Origin of the sequence: Haemophilus haemolyticus (assembly GCF_003493685.1) — a bacterium.
Classification (GTDB): Bacteria; Pseudomonadota; Gammaproteobacteria; order Enterobacterales; family Pasteurellaceae; genus Haemophilus; species Haemophilus haemolyticus_O.
Window position 1 is genome coordinate 1 of record NZ_QQJW01000020.1, and the last position, 17156, is coordinate 17156.

18 protein-coding genes and 2 pseudogenes are annotated in these 17156 nt (G+C 38.8%); 2 read left to right on the forward strand and 18 right to left on the reverse strand.

Annotation, left to right across the window (positions count from 1 at the left end):
- Positions 1-76 (reverse strand): annotated as a pseudogene (locus DV434_RS10395) (IS1595 family transposase); the annotation flags it as partial.
- A 165-nt stretch (positions 77-241) separates the two neighbouring features.
- On the opposite strand from DV434_RS10395, the gene DV434_RS10400 reads away from it, so the two are divergent.
- Positions 242-682 (forward strand): LexA family protein, encoded by a 441-nt coding sequence (locus tag DV434_RS10400; RefSeq protein ID WP_046950104.1) that lies wholly within the window; start codon positions 242-244, stop codon positions 680-682.
- Positions 683-745: 63 nt separating this feature from the next.
- Here DV434_RS10400 and aroG read toward each other — a convergent pair whose 3' ends face one another.
- The 17 genes from aroG to DV434_RS11085 all read right to left on the reverse strand — a co-directional run bounded on the left by aroG (position 746) and on the right by DV434_RS11085 (position 16924).
- On the reverse strand, positions 746-1834 hold the full coding sequence (gene aroG, locus DV434_RS10405; protein ID WP_118786105.1) for a 3-deoxy-7-phosphoheptulonate synthase AroG: 1089 nt from the start codon (positions 1832-1834) through the stop codon (positions 746-748).
- A 217-nt stretch (positions 1835-2051) separates the two neighbouring features.
- Positions 2052-3302: a lipoprotein-releasing ABC transporter permease subunit LolE gene (gene lolE, locus DV434_RS10410; RefSeq protein WP_118781520.1), complete on the reverse strand. Its 1251-nt coding sequence runs from the start codon at positions 3300-3302 to the stop codon at positions 2052-2054.
- Entirely contained in the window at positions 3302-3985 is a 684-nt protein-coding gene (gene lolD / locus DV434_RS10415) for a lipoprotein-releasing ABC transporter ATP-binding protein LolD (protein ID WP_118781521.1), read from the reverse strand. The genes lolE and lolD overlap by 1 nt, the downstream gene beginning before the upstream one ends.
- Positions 3986-4066: 81 nt before the next feature.
- Positions 4067-4708: a dethiobiotin synthase gene (gene bioD, locus DV434_RS10420; protein WP_118781522.1), complete on the reverse strand. Its 642-nt coding sequence runs from the start codon at positions 4706-4708 to the stop codon at positions 4067-4069.
- 12 nt (positions 4709-4720) lie between these two features.
- Positions 4721-5500 (reverse strand): malonyl-ACP O-methyltransferase BioC, encoded by a 780-nt coding sequence (gene bioC, locus DV434_RS10425; protein ID WP_118781523.1) that lies wholly within the window; start codon positions 5498-5500, stop codon positions 4721-4723.
- On the reverse strand, positions 5488-6135 hold the full coding sequence (locus tag DV434_RS10430) for a DUF452 family protein (protein WP_118781524.1): 648 nt from the start codon (positions 6133-6135) through the stop codon (positions 5488-5490). Before DV434_RS10430 ends, bioC begins: the two co-directional genes overlap by 13 nt.
- Positions 6136-6144: 9 nt before the next feature.
- Positions 6145-7287: an 8-amino-7-oxononanoate synthase gene (bioF, locus tag DV434_RS10435; RefSeq protein ID WP_118781525.1), complete on the reverse strand. Its 1143-nt coding sequence runs from the start codon at positions 7285-7287 to the stop codon at positions 6145-6147.
- Positions 7288-7295: 8 nt separating this feature from the next.
- The gene (gene bioA, locus DV434_RS10440; RefSeq protein WP_192877477.1) at positions 7296-8585 is read right to left on the reverse strand and encodes an adenosylmethionine--8-amino-7-oxononanoate transaminase; all 1290 of its coding nucleotides are present in this window, start codon (positions 8583-8585) and stop codon (positions 7296-7298) included.
- 22 nt (positions 8586-8607) lie between these two features.
- Positions 8608-9789, reverse strand: coding sequence for a lipoprotein-releasing ABC transporter permease subunit (locus DV434_RS10445; protein WP_118781527.1), 1182 nt, complete (start codon positions 9787-9789; stop codon positions 8608-8610).
- Positions 9789-10736, reverse strand: a complete 948-nt coding sequence (locus DV434_RS10450) for a 2-hydroxyacid dehydrogenase (RefSeq protein ID WP_118811600.1) — start codon at positions 10734-10736, stop codon at positions 9789-9791. Before DV434_RS10450 ends, DV434_RS10445 begins: the two co-directional genes overlap by 1 nt.
- A gap of 62 nt (positions 10737-10798) precedes the next feature.
- The gene (gene kdsA / locus DV434_RS10455; RefSeq protein ID WP_118786110.1) at positions 10799-11653 is read right to left on the reverse strand and encodes a 3-deoxy-8-phosphooctulonate synthase; all 855 of its coding nucleotides are present in this window, start codon (positions 11651-11653) and stop codon (positions 10799-10801) included.
- Between the two features lie 14 nt (positions 11654-11667).
- Entirely contained in the window at positions 11668-12471 is an 804-nt protein-coding gene (locus tag DV434_RS10460; RefSeq protein ID WP_118786111.1) for a SirB1 family protein, read from the reverse strand.
- Positions 12471-13349: a peptide chain release factor N(5)-glutamine methyltransferase gene (gene prmC / locus DV434_RS10465; RefSeq protein ID WP_118786112.1), complete on the reverse strand. Its 879-nt coding sequence runs from the start codon at positions 13347-13349 to the stop codon at positions 12471-12473. Before prmC ends, DV434_RS10460 begins: the two co-directional genes overlap by 1 nt.
- A complete protein-coding gene (locus DV434_RS10470) occupies positions 13349-13789 on the reverse strand; it encodes an RDD family protein (protein WP_192881530.1) in 441 nt (146 codons plus the stop codon). The genes prmC and DV434_RS10470 overlap by 1 nt, the downstream gene beginning before the upstream one ends.
- Before the next feature lie 53 nt (positions 13790-13842).
- Positions 13843-14925, reverse strand: a complete 1083-nt coding sequence (gene prfA, locus DV434_RS10475; RefSeq protein ID WP_032803489.1) for a peptide chain release factor 1 — start codon at positions 14923-14925, stop codon at positions 13843-13845.
- Positions 14926-15034: 109 nt separating this feature from the next.
- A complete protein-coding gene (locus DV434_RS10480) occupies positions 15035-15250 on the reverse strand; it encodes a hypothetical protein (RefSeq protein ID WP_118786114.1) in 216 nt (71 codons plus the stop codon).
- Positions 15251-15400: 150 nt separating this feature from the next.
- Positions 15401-16924 carry an SEL1-like repeat protein gene (locus tag DV434_RS11085; RefSeq protein ID WP_118786115.1) on the reverse strand — a complete coding sequence of 508 codons (1524 nt, stop codon included), beginning with the start codon at positions 16922-16924 and terminating at the stop codon, positions 15401-15403.
- A gap of 157 nt (positions 16925-17081) precedes the next feature.
- On the opposite strand from DV434_RS11085, the pseudogene DV434_RS10490 reads away from it, so the two are divergent.
- Positions 17082-17156: pseudogene (locus DV434_RS10490) on the forward strand (IS1595 family transposase); the annotation flags it as partial.

Sequence of the window (17156 nt, forward strand, 5' to 3'; positions counted from 1 at the left end):
TTCTTGCTGTGACACCTGCGACAAACAGTTCAATGAGTTTATTTTGTTTATGCTGACTTAAGCGACTTTTTCTCATTGGTTTATTCTAACCTAAATGGGATTTTTAGTCGTTATCTAGTACAGCCCCAAAAATTTTTATTTAACCTATTGACACCCTGTGTGAAACACCAGTAAAATTTAACTGTACAAAAAAACAAGGTAAAAGGTTATTTATCCATATTATTTAACAGGAGATAAGAGAATGAACAACCAAACTTTGACTGCACAATATGAAATGGATTTTTCTTATAATCCACTCCCTTTTTTCAGTGATATGGATGACAGCCTTAAATTCAATAAAAAACTAGACTTGAATCTTTATTGCATTAAGCGTCCAAAGCAAACCTGTTTTATTCATGTAACCAATCCAAATATGTTAGCTTGGGGAATTGAAAGTGGAGATATGCTAGTCGTTGAAAAAAATGACGATCTTTATTCAGGTGATCTTGTTGTACTTGAAGAAAACAATGAATTTCATGTCTATGAATTTATGGCGCATAACGGCAATTACCTTTTCATGGCATTGGATTCCACTACACCAAATATAAATACAAAAGATTGGTCGAATTTACCTATTGTCGGCACAGTAACCAATACGATTCATCAAATGAAACGTCGCGATAAAATGAAATGGGCAGCGTAGTTAAAGACAAAATAAAAAAGTGCGGTGAAAATCAACCGCACTTGTATCTAGATTATATTTCAATTAATTACTCATTACTTTACGTCTAGCAATAACTGCATCAGAAAGTTGTTTCAATAATTTTTCAGAATCTTCCCATCCAATACATGCATCCGTAATACTTTGTCCATAAGTCTGCGCTTTACCATCAACTAAATCTTGACGACCTTCCACTAAATGGCTTTCCACCATTACGCCAAAGATTTGTTTAGAACCTGATGCAATTTGATGACACACATCTTGGCAAACATCCATTTGTTTCTTGTATTGTTTACAGCTATTGGCATGGCTGAAATCAATCATTACATGAGGGATTCGGCCAGATTTCTCAATATCCGCACAAACTTTTGCCACATCTTCAGCACTATAGTTCGGTCCTTTATCTCCGCCACGTAAAATAATATGGCAATCTTCATTCCCTTTTGTAGAAACAATCGCTGAATGACCAAATTTGGTTACAGATAAGAAATAATGAGGGGCTTCGGCTGCGCCAATTGCATCTAAAGCAACTTTAACACCCCCATTGGTTGCATTTTTAAATCCAACAGCACAAGATAAACCAGAAGCTAACTCACGGTGAACTTGTGATTCTGTTGTACGCGCCCCAATTGCGCCCCAACTCATAAAATCTGCAACGTATTGTGGCGTGATCATATCTAAAAATTCACCGGCAGATGGCACACCTAAATCATTAATATCAGAAAGTAATTTTCGTGCAATGCGTAAACCATCATTTAAACGATAAGTATCATTTAAATACGGATCGTTAATTAAACCTTTCCAGCCCACAGTTGTACGTGGTTTCTCAAAATACACACGCATAATAATTTCAAGACTATCTTTATATTTTTCACGTAATGGTTTTAAACGGTTTGCATACTCAATCGCAGCTTTAGGATCATGAATAGAGCAAGGACCGATAATCACTAATAAACGATCATCTTTACCATGAATAATATTATGTGCTTCATGACGAGTTTGCTTCACTAATGCCGCAGCATGTTCACTAGCAGGGTATTTTTCTAATAAGGCAATGGGTGGTAACACCTGATCGACTTTTTCAATTCGCGTATCGTCGTTTGCCACGACAATTTCAATTTTCTCTTTAGCCATATATCACTCTCAAACCTTCAAATGTTGTGTTTTAATTATGTAGGTAATCTACACCTATTTTTTGTACTAGTAAACTAGTTCGTTGTGTTTTTTAAGAATAAAATCTACAAGTTCGTTATTAAACTATCTTTAACGCATGCTTGCAAGCCGAATAAAGTGAAATATTGAGTGAATAAAAGACAAAAAAATACCGCACTTTCATGCGGTATTCACAAAATTAATGGCTACTTAATACTTGTGCTGGTTGTAATTTAGCTGCCCTACTTGCTGGATAAAGACTAGCAATTAAACTCAATGCAAGCGCTGCGACTAACACCATCAAAACATCCAACCAATGTAACTCGCTTGGCAAGAAATCCACAAAATACACATCTCCCGATAATAATTTCTTGCCGATAACCCACTCAATGCCTTGAATAAAAATTGTAAGATTTAATGCAAGTATAATGCCTAATACAATACCAATTAGGCAACCTTTCATTCCTGCCTGTAAGCCATACCAAATAAAAATACGTTTAATGAACGCATTATTCGCTCCAAGCGTGCGCATAATGGCTATATCGCCCTGCTTATCTTTTACCGCCATAATCAGCGTAGAAACAATATTAAAACATGCTACCCCAATCACTAGCACCATGGCGATGTACATCACTGTTCGAATAAGTTGAATATCGCGATACATATAACCAAATTTACCAATCCAGTTTTGAATATAAAGCATCTGCGGATAATCATTAAGCATAGATAAATCCAGATTTTTCACAGAAAAAGGATCATCTAATTTCAATTCAACACCTGTTATTTGATCTGATTTATAAGCCAAAAATTCTTGCGCTTGAGCAAGCGGTAATAAGGCATAACTATAATCCAGTTGCCCATCTAAACGTAAAATTGCAGTGACTTGCACGCGTTCACGAGTGGGTTGAGAAAGTTGTTCATCGCCATTTTGATGAGAAATAAGTAAGGTAACCCAATCACCCGCTTTTACATCGAGTTCTCTAGCAATCCCCGATCCCAAGACTAATCCACCTTCTTTACCAAATTTATCCCAGCCTTGCTCTTGTACGAAATTACCAAGAGAGCTAACAAGATCTTCTGCTTGTTTTTCAATGCCCTTCACCTGAACCACTTTCAGTTTTGAGCCATTTTCTACCAATGCAGTAAAACTAACAAAAGGGGAAATACCTTTAATTTGGGCATTTTGTTGTAAGCGTTTTTCCAAATTTTGCCAATGATGAATGGTTGGATCCGTCGTATTGGGCGCTGATAAAATCTCTGCGTGGGGAACTACTGCAAGAATTCGTTGGTTAAGCTCACGCTCAAAACCATTCATCGCACTTAAGCCAACAATTAAAACTGCAACACCCAGCGCAATACCGATAGCTGAAAATTTTGCAATTAATGCAACCAAAGGATTTTTCTGCTTGCCACGTTGATAACGCCAACTAATAAAAAACGGCGTATTCATCACACACCTTCCTTCAAAATACCATCTTGCATAACTAAACGACGTGATAATTTTTCAGCAAGCCCCATGTCGTGAGTGACTAATAAAAAAGCGATATTTTGCTCTTGATTGAGTTGTTGAATAAGTTCAAAAATGCTTTCTGTGGTCTTGTGATCGAGATTTCCAGTGGGCTCATCCGCTAAAACTAACGATGGATTATTCACCAAAGCTCGTGCAATAGCCACTCGCTGACGTTCTCCACCAGAAAGCGCAGAAGGACGATGCGTAATTCTATGACTTAATCCCACCGCACTTAGCATTTTTTCGGCACGATCTTTGGCTTCTGTTTTATTTTGATGACCAATCAACATCGGCATCATCACATTTTCAAGTGCGGTAAAATCCGCCATTAAATGATGGAATTGATACACAAATCCTAAATAGCGATTACGCAAAGCAGCTAATTCATTAGCCGATGCTTTTTGCAAGGATTGTCCATTAATAAACACTTCCCCACTACTTGGCTGATCAAGCCCACCTAAAGTATGTAATAAAGTACTTTTCCCAGAACCAGAACTCCCCACAATCGCAACCAACTCTGCAGGTTCCATAGAAAAAGAAACGCCTTTTAACACTTGCGTTTGATTTTCACCTTCTTGATAAAATTTATTGATGTTTTCGCATTTTAATAAATAGTTATTCATTTTTTACTCGTTTTAACCGCACTTTAGCAGCAAATCATCTCATTAAAAACTGGCGCGAGTCTATCACACTTTTCCCTGGGCTTAAATTTCAATACGCTCAAAGCATTCAAATCCCGTTTCAGGAAAATATCTTTTAAGATAACGTTTTAAATAGCCTTGTGTCTCTTGACTAATGATAGGATCATATTCTGGATAACCGTTATACATTACGCTTAGTACTAACACACCATGAGAACGGCAGGCCTCTAAACTTAATAGTGTGTGGTTAATACTACCTAATTTTCCCGATGTCACTAAAATCAAAGGGTAATTGTTTGACTGGATATAATCTAACGTCGTCGCATCGTCACAATAAGGCACCATTAATCCTCCCGCCCCCTCCAACAATACATAATCATATTTTTCTGCCAAAAGTGCGGTGGATTTTTCAATAATTTTTTCATTAATTTCTCGCCCTTCGAGCTTTGCCGCTAAATGAGGAGAACAAGGATATTCAAAAAGATAAGAGCAGGTTTCACCTTGTAAATCTTCTTCCGTCAAATCAATCCCTTGAATCTTTCGATGTACAAGCAAATCATCAGCAATATTTTTACAGCCTGTTTGAATCATTTTTTGTGTAATAACGGAAAAGCCTTGTTCCATCAACTTTTTAGCATAAATGCCTGTTGCAACCGTTTTACCTACATCGGTATCAATGCCCGATACAAAAATAACCTTGCCCATAAATACGCCTTACTAATTTCCAGCACGAGAATAACGTGCGATAAAAAACAATGGATGATAAGTTAACCGCACTTTACCCGATGGCAAACTAAAAGCCTTCAAGTAATCATCAATAAATTTGTTGAGATTTTTTCTTGTCCAATTTTTCTGGTTAGTCGCTGTTACACCGGTATATTTCAGATGTTTGAGTACATCCAATGGCGTATCAAACTCTAGTATTACAGTAAAATCGTCACACCATAAAAGCTCAAAATCATTGGCTAACCAATTTTGCCATTGAGATAAATTTGGATAACTTAACCCCACATTCGTCATTTGGCGAATCTCTTTTAAATTATCTTCACCAAAGCTCGTCATCGCCAATAAACCATTAGGTTTCAATCCTGTTTTACAATGGGAAATAAAATTGTCAGGATGATGGAACCACTGCACCGCTGATGCACTTGCAATCAAGTCAAATCGTCGTTGAAAAGGAAAGTTCTCTGCATCACCACAATAAAAATCAAAGGGTTGAATCAGCTTTTCAGCGAGTAGAGAGCGCGCATCGCACAAATCATTAAATAACCAATAATTGGCTGAAATCTGTTTTTGCAGCAATGAACTCAACATACCAGACCCGCAACCAAGTTCCAAAACACTATCTAGTGACCCATTTGGTAAATAGTCTTGCAAATGCATCATTAGCTTATTATTCATTTTTTGTTGAATTAACGCATGTTCATCATAGCTATTTAAGGCTTTTTGGAAGGCTTGTTGAATGCGCGATTTATCTACGGAAGTTAATGATTCCATAATACCGACCAGTGGGTAAATCTTGAAAACACATAATGCTCACCCTCTATTTCCTGAACCGCACAACGCGATGCCCAATATTGGTGCTGATTGGCTGGCGTAAAAATTTTATCGCGAGAACTAATCCATGCATTTGTCCAGTGAATAAGATCAGTGCGTTTATCCTGCTGAATCATCGCAAAAAGTGCGGTGAGTTCTTGATGAATTTTGTTAAATGGTCGTGCAGAAAATTGTTGATAACGTTCAAAAGATACTTTGTCACCACAAATTCTACGTTCAAACTTTGAACGAGTATTTTCTGTGAGATTATCTAACGTACCTTTAAAAATAGCATAGGGAATACCAAAACTATCATCACAAGGTAAACTCGTACCATTCACTGCTGTTGCTGATTGTAAGGTGATTCCTTGTAATACTCGCTCTGCCACCCAAACACCCATTGACCATGCAACTACACGAATTTGCTGATAGGCAGAAAAATCAAAATCTAACGTCAAATCTTGATAATCGTAGCAAATTAATAAATCATGAGCTGTTGGCAAAATCAAATGAGTCACAGCATCAAGAGGGGTCCCCCAACCAGCAAAATAAACGATTAAATGCTCACCTTGATGATCATAAAATTTCGTTTTCACATTATTTCCTTATAAGCATGCCACAAACTGTTTTACTTCATCCATTGTCATATCTGCCGTCAAAGATAATCGTATTCTAGATGTACCTTTGGGTACTGTCGGTGGTCTAATCGGCAAGCAATAATAACCTTGCTCTTGCAGATCTTTCGCCTTGGCAAGGGTTGCTTCGTTCTCACCTAAAATATAGGGAACAATGCAAGTTTGGCTTGGCATTATTTGCGTTCTATGCTCCACTTCTTGGCGTAAAAATGCACTTAACCGCTCAAGATGCATTCTTTCTTTTGAAAGTTGTGGTAATCGTTCAAAAATAAAATGAGTCCAAGCCACGTTAAATGGCGGAAGTGCGGTTGAAAAAATCAATGGACGCATTTGATTAATTAAACACTCTTTTAATATTTGATCACAGACGACATAAGCCCCCATTGAAGCTAAGGCCTTGCCAAAAGTGCCAACCAACAAATCTATATCAGCTATCACATTAGCTCGTTCGGCAATACCTAATCCGTTTTTACCGTAAACGCCTATTGCATGGGCTTCATCCACATAAAGATAAGTATCTGGAAACTGTTTTTTTAATTGAACAAGATACTTCAAATCAGCTACATCGCCATCCATACTAAAAACGGACTCTGTCACAATAAAAGTGCGGTCAAATTTTCCGGCATTTTTTTCGAGCAGACTCTTTAGATGTTCATAATCATTATGACGATAACGAAAGAACTCACATTGGCTTAAACGAATGCCATCAATCATACTGGCATGCACTAATTTATCTGCCAAAATTAAACTTTTTGTTGTGGTCAACGCCGGTAAAATACCAAGATTGGCGTGATAGCCACTGTTAAATAATAAAGCGCTTTCTCGTTGGAAACGTTGAGCAATGAGCTGCTCGAGATCGGTATAAATAGGAAAATTTCCCGTTAATAAACGAGACGAAGAACTGGTAAAAGAAGGGAAATTATCGCCATATTGCTGTAAAAAAGACTGGCGCAAATTTTCATTTGATGCCAAACCTAAATAATCATTAGATGACATATTCAGCATTTTGCGATTTTCTCTCGTAATATATCGTCCTTGATGAACTAAATCTGGAATTGAACGATATTGATTTTGTGCGCTAAGCTGTTCCAGTTGCTGTTTGAAAGCATCCATTTTTTATCCTAATGTTCATATTCCTGCGTTAAAGCCAGAATCATGCCTTCCGTTAATTTCTGAAGTTCATCATTTTTAATCACAAATGGTGGCATCACATAAACCAATTTTCCGAAAGGTCGAATCCAAACACCTTGTTCCACAAAACGTGGGACTAAAGTTTTCATATTTACCGCATTTTTCATTTCAACCACCCCAATCGCTCCTAATACGCGAACTTCTTTAACGTAATCTTTTTCAGCTAAAGGCAAAAGTTGTTGTTTTAAGGAAGATTCAATTCGCTGAATATTTTGCTGCCAAGGGCTTTCTAACAATAAACGGATAGATTCTGCCGCAATCGCACAAGCCAATGGATTTGCCATAAAAGTAGGGCCGTGCATAAAGCATTTAGCCTCACCGTGACAAATAGTTTGTGCAATTTCAGTGGTCGTAATGGTTGCCGATAAAGTTAAATAACCACCGGTTAAGGCTTTACCGATACACATAATATCTGGCGAAATCCCAGCATGCTCGGCAGCAAATAATTTCCCTGTACGGCCAAAACCTGTGGCAATTTCATCAAAAATTAGCAATACACCATATTGTTTACAAAGCGCTTGCGCTTTCACTAAATAAGTTGGCGAATAAAAATACATACCGCCCGCACCTTGCACGACAGGCTCTAAAATAAGTGCGGCGATTTCGCTACCTTTTTTCTTAAGTAAATCAGCTAAAGGTTCAATGGCACAATCATTCCAAGATTCATTAAATGGAATGTTGGGTTGAGGAAGAAAATATTGTACAGGCAGGCTATGATGAAATAAATGATGCATCCCTGTGGTTGGATCACACACTGACATCGCATTCCAAGTATCGCCGTGATAACCAGAACGAATAGTGGCAAATTTTTGTCGTTGTACTTCCCCTTTAGCGTACTGATATTGAATAGCCATTTTCATTGCTACTTCCACAGCAACAGAACCACTATCAGCAAAAAAGATCTTATCTAATCCATTTGGCAAAATTTGTACCAATAATTGAGCTAATTCCACCGCAGGTTCATGGGTAAAACCGCCAAACATAATATGACTCATTTTTGCCAACTGATTCTGTGCAGCTGCATTTAAACGAGGGTGATTATAACCATGCAACGCCGCCCACCAAGAAGACATGCCATCAATCAAACGACGGCCATCTTTTAAGGTTATCATCACGCCATCTGCACGTTCTACCACATAAAGCGGCATATCAGAAGAAACTGAAGAATAAGGATGCCAAATATGTTGTGTATCAAAAGCTAAAAGTGATTGTTCATCCATCATTCATTTACCATTAAAAAACTTATTCGTATCTCAAGGCAGCGGCAGGTTCTACTTTCGCAGCTCGATAAGCGGGATAAAGGGTAGAAAGTAAAGAAAGCAACAAGGAAAATCCAATGACAAAAATCATTTGAACAAAGGATAATTCTGTCGGTAAAAAAACGCCTTGTGGATTTACCGCACTTACAATGTCTGTTAAGTTTAAGGTGACTAAAACACCTAAAATAGCACCGAGCAATGTACCAACAAATCCCACCAGTAATCCTTGATAAATGAACACTGAACGCACTTGGGATTTTGTTAAGCCCTGAGTTTGCAAGATCGCAATTTCCCCTTGTTTATCCACCACCATTAAACTTAATGAGGTGACAATATTGGAAATCGCCACGACAATAATCAAACTAATCAGCAATCCCATCATATTTTTTTCCATTCTCACCGCTTGGAAAAATTCACCTTTTTGTACGCGCCAATCCGTGATTTTTTGTGTTGGGAAATGTTGTGGGAGTTCTGTAATTTGGAACGGATCATTTAAAAATAAACGATAGCCCTGCACTTGCTGCGGTTGAATACGCATTAAGCGACCAATATCTGTAATATTAGCAAAGGCTTCGTAACCCGATGCTTCGCCATAATCATAATAAATATCGCTAACCGTAAATAAACGCTGCATTGGCACCCGACCGAATGGTGTATATTGGCTATTTTCCGTAATCATCAAACGAATTTTATCCCCAATATTCACGCCCAGTTTTTGCGCAAGTTGATCACCAATGACCAGTTTAAATTCACCAGTCGGTAAAATTTCATTAAATTTAGTCTGATCAAAAGATTCAACCAAAGGATCATCAGAAAATGATTGAATACCTATAATTTGTCCTGCACTCACGCCTTTTGTCGTTTGATAAATCACATTTGTTGTATTGATCGGCACGGCTTTTTGGACAAAGTGCGGTAAATTTTCTAATGTTTTTTCTGTAGAAACAGGCTGTTCTTCACTCACAATCGCATGAGGGATGGAAGATAGAACCTGTTGTTTTTGATAGCCTTCTAATCCATTCATGACAGAAAGCACGATGATCAATGCCATCACACCTAGTACAATCCCCAGGCTTGCAAGATTAGTCACTAATCGCCCAAAACGATCCGCACTTTTCGCACGCCAATAACGTAGCGCAATATAAAGAGAAATAGGAAAATTCATTATTTTTGATTTAATTGTTGTACAAATTCTTCGATGTTTTGCATTACTTTGCCAACTAATGTTGTCACTGCACTATCGCTCGCCCAAGCAATATGCGGGGTGATAATTAAATTAGGCATAGTTTTGGCAGCTAAAATTAACGGATTATCTTTTTCTGGTGGCTCTTTTACCATTACATCCAAAGCCGCTCCACCTAAATGCCCCGTTTTTAACGCATCAACTAAGGCAACTTCATCAATCAAAGGCCCACGCCCTGTATTAATTAAAAATGCCCCTTTTTTCATTTTGGATAAGGTTTCTGCATTCATTAAATTCTTTGTTGTTTCAGTTAATGGGCAATGCAACGTCACAATATCCGCTTGTCTTAATACTTCCTCAAAGGGCGTATAACCTTCACGGCAAACAGTGGCATCTTTATGTTCTGCATAAAGCACTTTCATTCCCACGGCATTCGCCAAACGCCCCACTTCTGTGCCTAAGCAACCTTTACCAAATACGCCTAATGTTGAACCGCGCACATCTGTAATTGAGTAATCAAAATAACAAAATTGTTTGCTTTTAGGCCATTTTGCTTCCGTTTGATCGCGTAACCAACCTGCCAAACTGTGTTTTAAAGAAAAAATCAGACCGATTACGTGTTCTGGCACAGTTGTACTGGAATAACTGGTCACATTACGCACGGCGATTCCCATTTCTTCTGCCGCTACAAGATCAATATTATTTGTACCTGTTGCAGTAATCGCAATCAACTTTAACTTAGGTAATTGTTTTAAGGTTTCTCGATCAAAAATAACTTTGCTCGTAATAACAATATCAGCATCTTTCGCTCGTTCAATCGTTTCTGCAGAAGAAGTATGCTCATATTCAATCCAAGTATGCGCAAAACTTGGACGAGGAATAGGGATATGCTTCGGGATAGCCGTACTATCTAAAAAGACGATATTCATCGTTTCTCCTTTTATATACAAAGTGCGGTCAAAATTAACCGCACTTTTGCTTAAATATTTTCTTAGATTGAGGTATCCAATTCTGGGAAAGATTTTACTAAATCATCGATCGCTTTCATTTGAGAGACAAAGCCTTCAAGAGCGGAAAGTGGTAAAGCTGATGGGCCATCACATTTCGCTTGATTTGGATTTGGATGCGCTTCTAAGAATAAACCTGCAATGCCTACAGCTAAACCTGAACGCGCTAATTCGGTTACTTGTGCACGACGTCCACCTGATGCCGCCCCAAATGGATCACGGCATTGAAGTGAATGGGTCACGTCAAAAATAATTGGGCTACCTTTAGACACTTTTTTCATTACGCCGAAGCCTAACATGTCCACCACTAAATTATCGTACCCAAAGTTTGTTCCACGATCACAAAGAATGATTTTATCGTTACCACATTCTTCGATTTTTTCCACGATATTGCCCATTTGACCCGGGCTTAAAAATTGTGGTTTTTTCACATTAATCACAGCACCTGTTTTTGCCATCGCTTCAACGAGATCTGTTTGACGCGCCAAAAAGGCTGGAAGTTGAATGATATCGACAACATCAGCAACGGGCTGACATTGATAAATTTCGTGTACATCGGTAATAATTTTTACACCAAACGTATCTTTTAATTCTTGGAAAATTTTTAATCCTTCTTCCATGCCTAGGCCACGGTAAGAATGAATAGATGAACGATTCGCTTTGTCAAAAGACGCTTTAAATACGTAAGGCACGCCAAGTTTCTCTGTCACTTTCACATAAGCTTCGCAGACTTGCATTGCCATATCTCGGCTTTCAAGTACGTTCATTCCGCCCAAAAGTACAAAAGGTTTGTCGTTTGCAACATCAATATTGCCGATTTTTACAATTTTATTTTGCATAAATTTTCCTTAAATCAATGGAGGGCAAAAGGATCTTTATCAATCTCGCCCTTAAGTTCTAAAAGTTGCGTGCGGATAAACGCCGCCGTTGGGTCTTCCGGACAACGTTCCACAAAAAATTCTAAATCTTTTAATGCTGAAGGGTAAGCGCCCATCTGAGCTAAAACTAAACCGCGATCGCGGATATGATAAGGATCTTCATCATTACCAATCAATAAATTCTCAATATAATGGTATGCCATGTCGTTATGCTCTTCGCGTATGAGCGCATTCTTCGCCAGTTGCTCAAAACGAGAATAAAGCAAGGAAAGATCGGCTCTATCGAGTTCTTCAGGTTGAATTTGCACACCGAAGCCAAATGCGCCTTCATAAAGTTGCTGCAATTTTTCTTGTGAAATATAAGTACCATCCCAAGGATCAATAAAAGCCACTTCATCTCTTACTTCAGCACGTAAAATGAGCTGTGTTGGGAAATTGACAGGATAAATTGGTAAATCTAATACGTCAGCTAAATAAAGCACTATCGCCCCAAGAGTCACTGGCATACCTTGACGATGTTGAAACACATAAGGCAAATATAAATTGCGAGCATAAAAATAATCTTCTGGATCGCAATGAAAGCCCCAATCACCATAAAATAGCTGTAGTAACTGATGAATCTGCTCTTCTTTCGGCCAATGTGGCGAAATTTCTTTACGCGCTTTACGCACAAGCCCACCAATTGTTCCCCGAAGTTGTGCTTCTGAGCTGCCATCATCTGAGATAACAAGATAAAAATGCACAAATTGATCGTATAACGCACGTCGATAATATTTCATTACTTCTTCCGAAAACCTAAAGTGACGCGCTCATTGTCGCCATAATCACGCACGGTTTCAACCATTTCCCAATGATTTTCTTGGAAAATTGACCGCACTTTTTCGCCTTGTTGCCATCCATGCTCAAGTAATAATACGCCATTATAATTCAAATAACTTGGCGCTAATTCAATAATATGACGTAAATCAGCATACCCCGCATCATTGGCAACTAATGCAGAAAGGGGTTCAAAACGCACATCACCTTGACGTAAATGTTCATCCCGTTCATCAATATAAGGCGGATTGCTGACGATAAGATCAAACTGCCCTATTATATTTTCAAACCAATGGCTCTGTAAAAATTTCACATTTAGCTTATTTCTTTCCGCATTAGATTGGGCTAACGCCACAACATCGGGCATAAAATCAACCCCAATTATTTCTAATGAAATTTGTCGTTTTTGACAAATAGAGGAAAGCTCCGATGCTAATGCTAACGCGATAGCGCCTGTGCCTGTGCCAAGATCAAGAATACGAAAGTGCGGTGGATTTTCTTGTAATTTGTCCAAAGCAATTTGTAATGCCTTTTCCACTAAAATTTCGGTATCTGCTCTTGGAATCAAGGTGCTTTTTGAGACATTTAACGGCAATGACCAAAATTCTTTTTCACCAAGAATATAAGCGATAGGTTCGCCTTTTAGACGACGATCTAAAAGTGCGGTCAATTTTAACCGCACTTTTTCATCAATCTCAGTATCATCAAAAGCAAGGATTTGCGTACGCGATTTGCCGGTAGCATGTTGAAGAAGCACAAGCGCATCAATTTTACTATTTTCAGTGGGATTTTTTTGTGTCAAATCCGCCATCGCTTGTGCCAGCCATTCTTTATAATTCATTATTTTTCGTCTTTTAACACAATTGTGCCAACCACTAAATCAGTTAAAGAACGACGATCATCGCGCACAAGTGCAACAATACCGCTAATAATCAATAAGAAACTTGTCCATGCCAATAAAATATCAATAATCTCACGGCCGATGTATTTACCAAATTCAACAGGCTGATTAGTATGATAATTAAATACGCGCAAGCCTAACCAACGTTTTGCCATTGTTTGACCATAAGTTTTCATGAAATATAACTGAAAACCAGCATATAAAATCGTCCCCACTACACCGACAAAATCCCCCAATGCAAAACCAAGACCAACCATCACCCAAAGTACAATCCCATTAATCATACTAGCAAGCCAACGTTTAAAACGGCTCGCTTGAGCAGGTTGAGAAGGCTTGAAAGCAGAAGAAAATTCAGCATCTTTTTGATTTTCAATGATCATTTTATTTTCCTTTAAAGTTAAAGGGGGCATCTGAGACCAGACTCCCCCTATCATTAATTCTGTTCAGACAATGCCGCCAACTGATCCGCTTGATATTCGGTAATAATCGGCTGAATCAGTTCATCAATTTTACCATTCATCACTTCATCCAAACGATAAATAGTGAGATTGATACGGTGATCGGTTACTCGACCTTGCGGATAATTATATGTACGAATTTTATCAGAACGATCGCCCGAACCTAATAAGTTACGGCGCATATCTGTTTGTTCTGCAGCTTGGCGTTCTTGCTCTGCTTGAACAATACGTGACGCTAATACCGACATTGCTTTCGCTTTATTTTTATGCTGTGAACGCTCATCCTGACATTCCACAACAATACCTGTTGGAATGTGTGTAATACGCACCGCTGAATCCGTTGTATTTACGTGCTGACCACCTGCGCCAGATGAGCGATAAGTATCAATACGCAAATCAGCTGGATTAATTTCTGGCATTTCAGATTCTGGCAATTCTGGCATTACCGCGACGGTACAAGCAGAAGTGTGGATACGCCCTTGCGATTCAGTTTTTGGTACACGTTGCACACGATGACCGCCAGATTCAAACTTCAACTGACCATACACACCTTCGCCAGTGACTTTAACAATCACCTCTTTATAACCGCCTTGCTCACTTTCGTTAGCACTTAGCATTTCCACACGCCAGCGTTTACTTTCTGCATAACGGCTGTACATACGGAATAAATCTCCAGCAAAGATACCCGCTTCATCACCGCCAGTTCCCGCACGGATTTCTAAATAGCAGTTATATTCATCATTAGGATCTTTCGGCAGTAAAAGAATTTGAAGTTGTTGTTCCACTTCTTCAATTTCCGCTTTGGATTCTTCGATTTCCATTTGCGCCATTTCTTTCATTTCAGGATCGTCGAGCAATATTTCAGCTTCTTCAATATTTTGATTTAATTGCGTCCAACGATTAAAACATTTCACTACTTCTTCAAGTTGCGAATATTCTTTAGAATACGCACGGAATTTATCTTGATCACTAATTACCGAAACATCGCCCAATAAGGCTTCTAGCTCTTCATAACGTTCTTTTAAACTTTCTAATTTTGCAATAATGGAATCTTTCATCATTTATAAGTCACCGAAAATAAAATCGGCGTATTCTAGCCGATTTTAGGGAAAATTGACAGCGAAAAGGAAATTAAGAATCTCAGACGCTTTATTTGTGATTTACCCACTATTTATTGGTGTCTTGTTTTTGATTGAGCTCACGATATTTATCACACCCTTCTTGACTGCGTAAATCGCAAGCATCGCCAAAGTATTTTTTGGAGTGCCTAAGCCTAATAAATAAAAGCGTGGCTAGATCTTGGTAAATATCAAAATCTACACATCCAAGTAATAGTGGAAAAAAATCAGATAAACTATTTATTTTTATATTTTTGTATGGCATTTTGAATAAGTTGCTGACTTGAATTCATTCCATAATCATAAACCCAATGGAAAACTGGGACGTATCCCATTTGAATACGCCCACTCGAAAATAATCCCTTCCTCACATTCCAAAATTCGCATTGTTATTGCGATAAGCGGAATAAAGGCATTAGAGTTCTCCTCTATTTAGCTTGCCATAATATTCGCAACCCCGTTGTTCACCATTATCACAAGCCTTACCAAACCATTCTTTGGCGAGTGTTCTATCTTTCTGAATACTTTGTCCTACAAGATACGACAGACCTAACTTAAACTGGCCATTAGCACTACCATTTTCTGCTGCTTTCTTAAACCACTTCACGGCTTCGGTATAATCTTGTCTTACGCCACGCCCTGTAATATAAGCCGAACCTAAATTAGCCTGAGCATTTGCATGCCCCTGCTTCTCTGCTTTGCGAAACCAGTTCACTGCTTCAAAATCATCTTGTTTTACACCACGTCCATTGTTATACATCACGCCCAAATTAAATTGAGCCTGAGCATCCCCTTGCTCCGCCGCTTTGCGATACCATTTCACCGCTTCAAAATCATCTTGTTTTACGCCACGTCCATTGGTATACATCACGCCCAAATTAGATTGAGCCTGTGCATTCCCTTGCTCCGCCGCTTTGCGATACCATTTCACCGCTTCAAAATCATCTTGTTTTACGCCACGTCCATTGGCATACATCACGCCCAAATTACCTTGGGCCTTTGCATCTCCCTGCTCCGCCGCTTTGCGAAACCAGTTCACTGCTTCAAAATCATCTTGTTTTACGCCACGTCCCTTTGCATACATATTGCCCAAATCTAATTGAGCATCTGCATTTCCCTGCTTCGCCGCTTTGCGATACCAGTTCACTGCTTCAAAATCATCTTGTTTTACACCACGTCCGCTTGCATACATCACGCCCAAATTATATTGAGCCTTTTCATGTCCCTGCTCCGCCGCTTTGCGATACCATTTCACCGCTTCAAAATCATCTTGTTTGACGCCTTTCCCATTGTAATACATATTGCCCAAATTAAATTGAGCCTTAGCATATCCCTGCTCCGCCGCTTTGCGATACCATTTCACGGCTTCAACATCATCTTGTTTGACTCCACGCTCGTTGTAATACATATTGCCCAACTTAAATTGAGCCATTGCATTCCCCTGCTCCGCCGCTTTGCGATACCATTTCACCGCTTCAAAATCATCTTGTTTTACGCCTTGTCCGTTGGCATACATATCGCCCAAATTAAATTGAGCATCCGCCTGTCCCTGCTCCGCCGCTTTGCGATACCAGTTCATGGCTTCAAAATAATCTTGTTTGACGCCTCGCCCGTTATCATACATCACGCCCAACTTAAATTGAGCCATTACATTCCCCTGCTCCGCCGCTTGGCGATACCATTTCATCGCTTCGAAATAATCCTGTTTCACGCCTTGTCCTCTGCTATACATCACGCCCAAATTATATTGAGCATATTCTTGTCCCTGTTCTGCCAAAGGCAACCAAAGTTTAAAGGCGGTTTGATAATCGCTCCTATCAATGGCTTCAACGCCTTGTTGGAATTGCTGCTCAGGTGTATCTGCCCAAGCAGTAGAATGAAAAGAAGTAAGTGAAAAGCCTAGAATGGCAGTAGTAATAAGTGTTTTTGGAAATTTCATAGAAATTAGTCCTTTATTTTTGTAAAAAATTATAAAACAAACTATTGTTTAGTTGATAATATTGATTACACTCCCTGTAAAAAGGGCAAGGAATAATATAATTTTAGGGGCTGTACTAGATAACGACTAAAAATCCCATTTAGGTTAGAATAAACCAATGAGAAAAAGTCGCTTAAGTCAGCATAAACAAAATAAACTCATTGAACTGTTTGTCGCAGGTGTCACAGCAAGA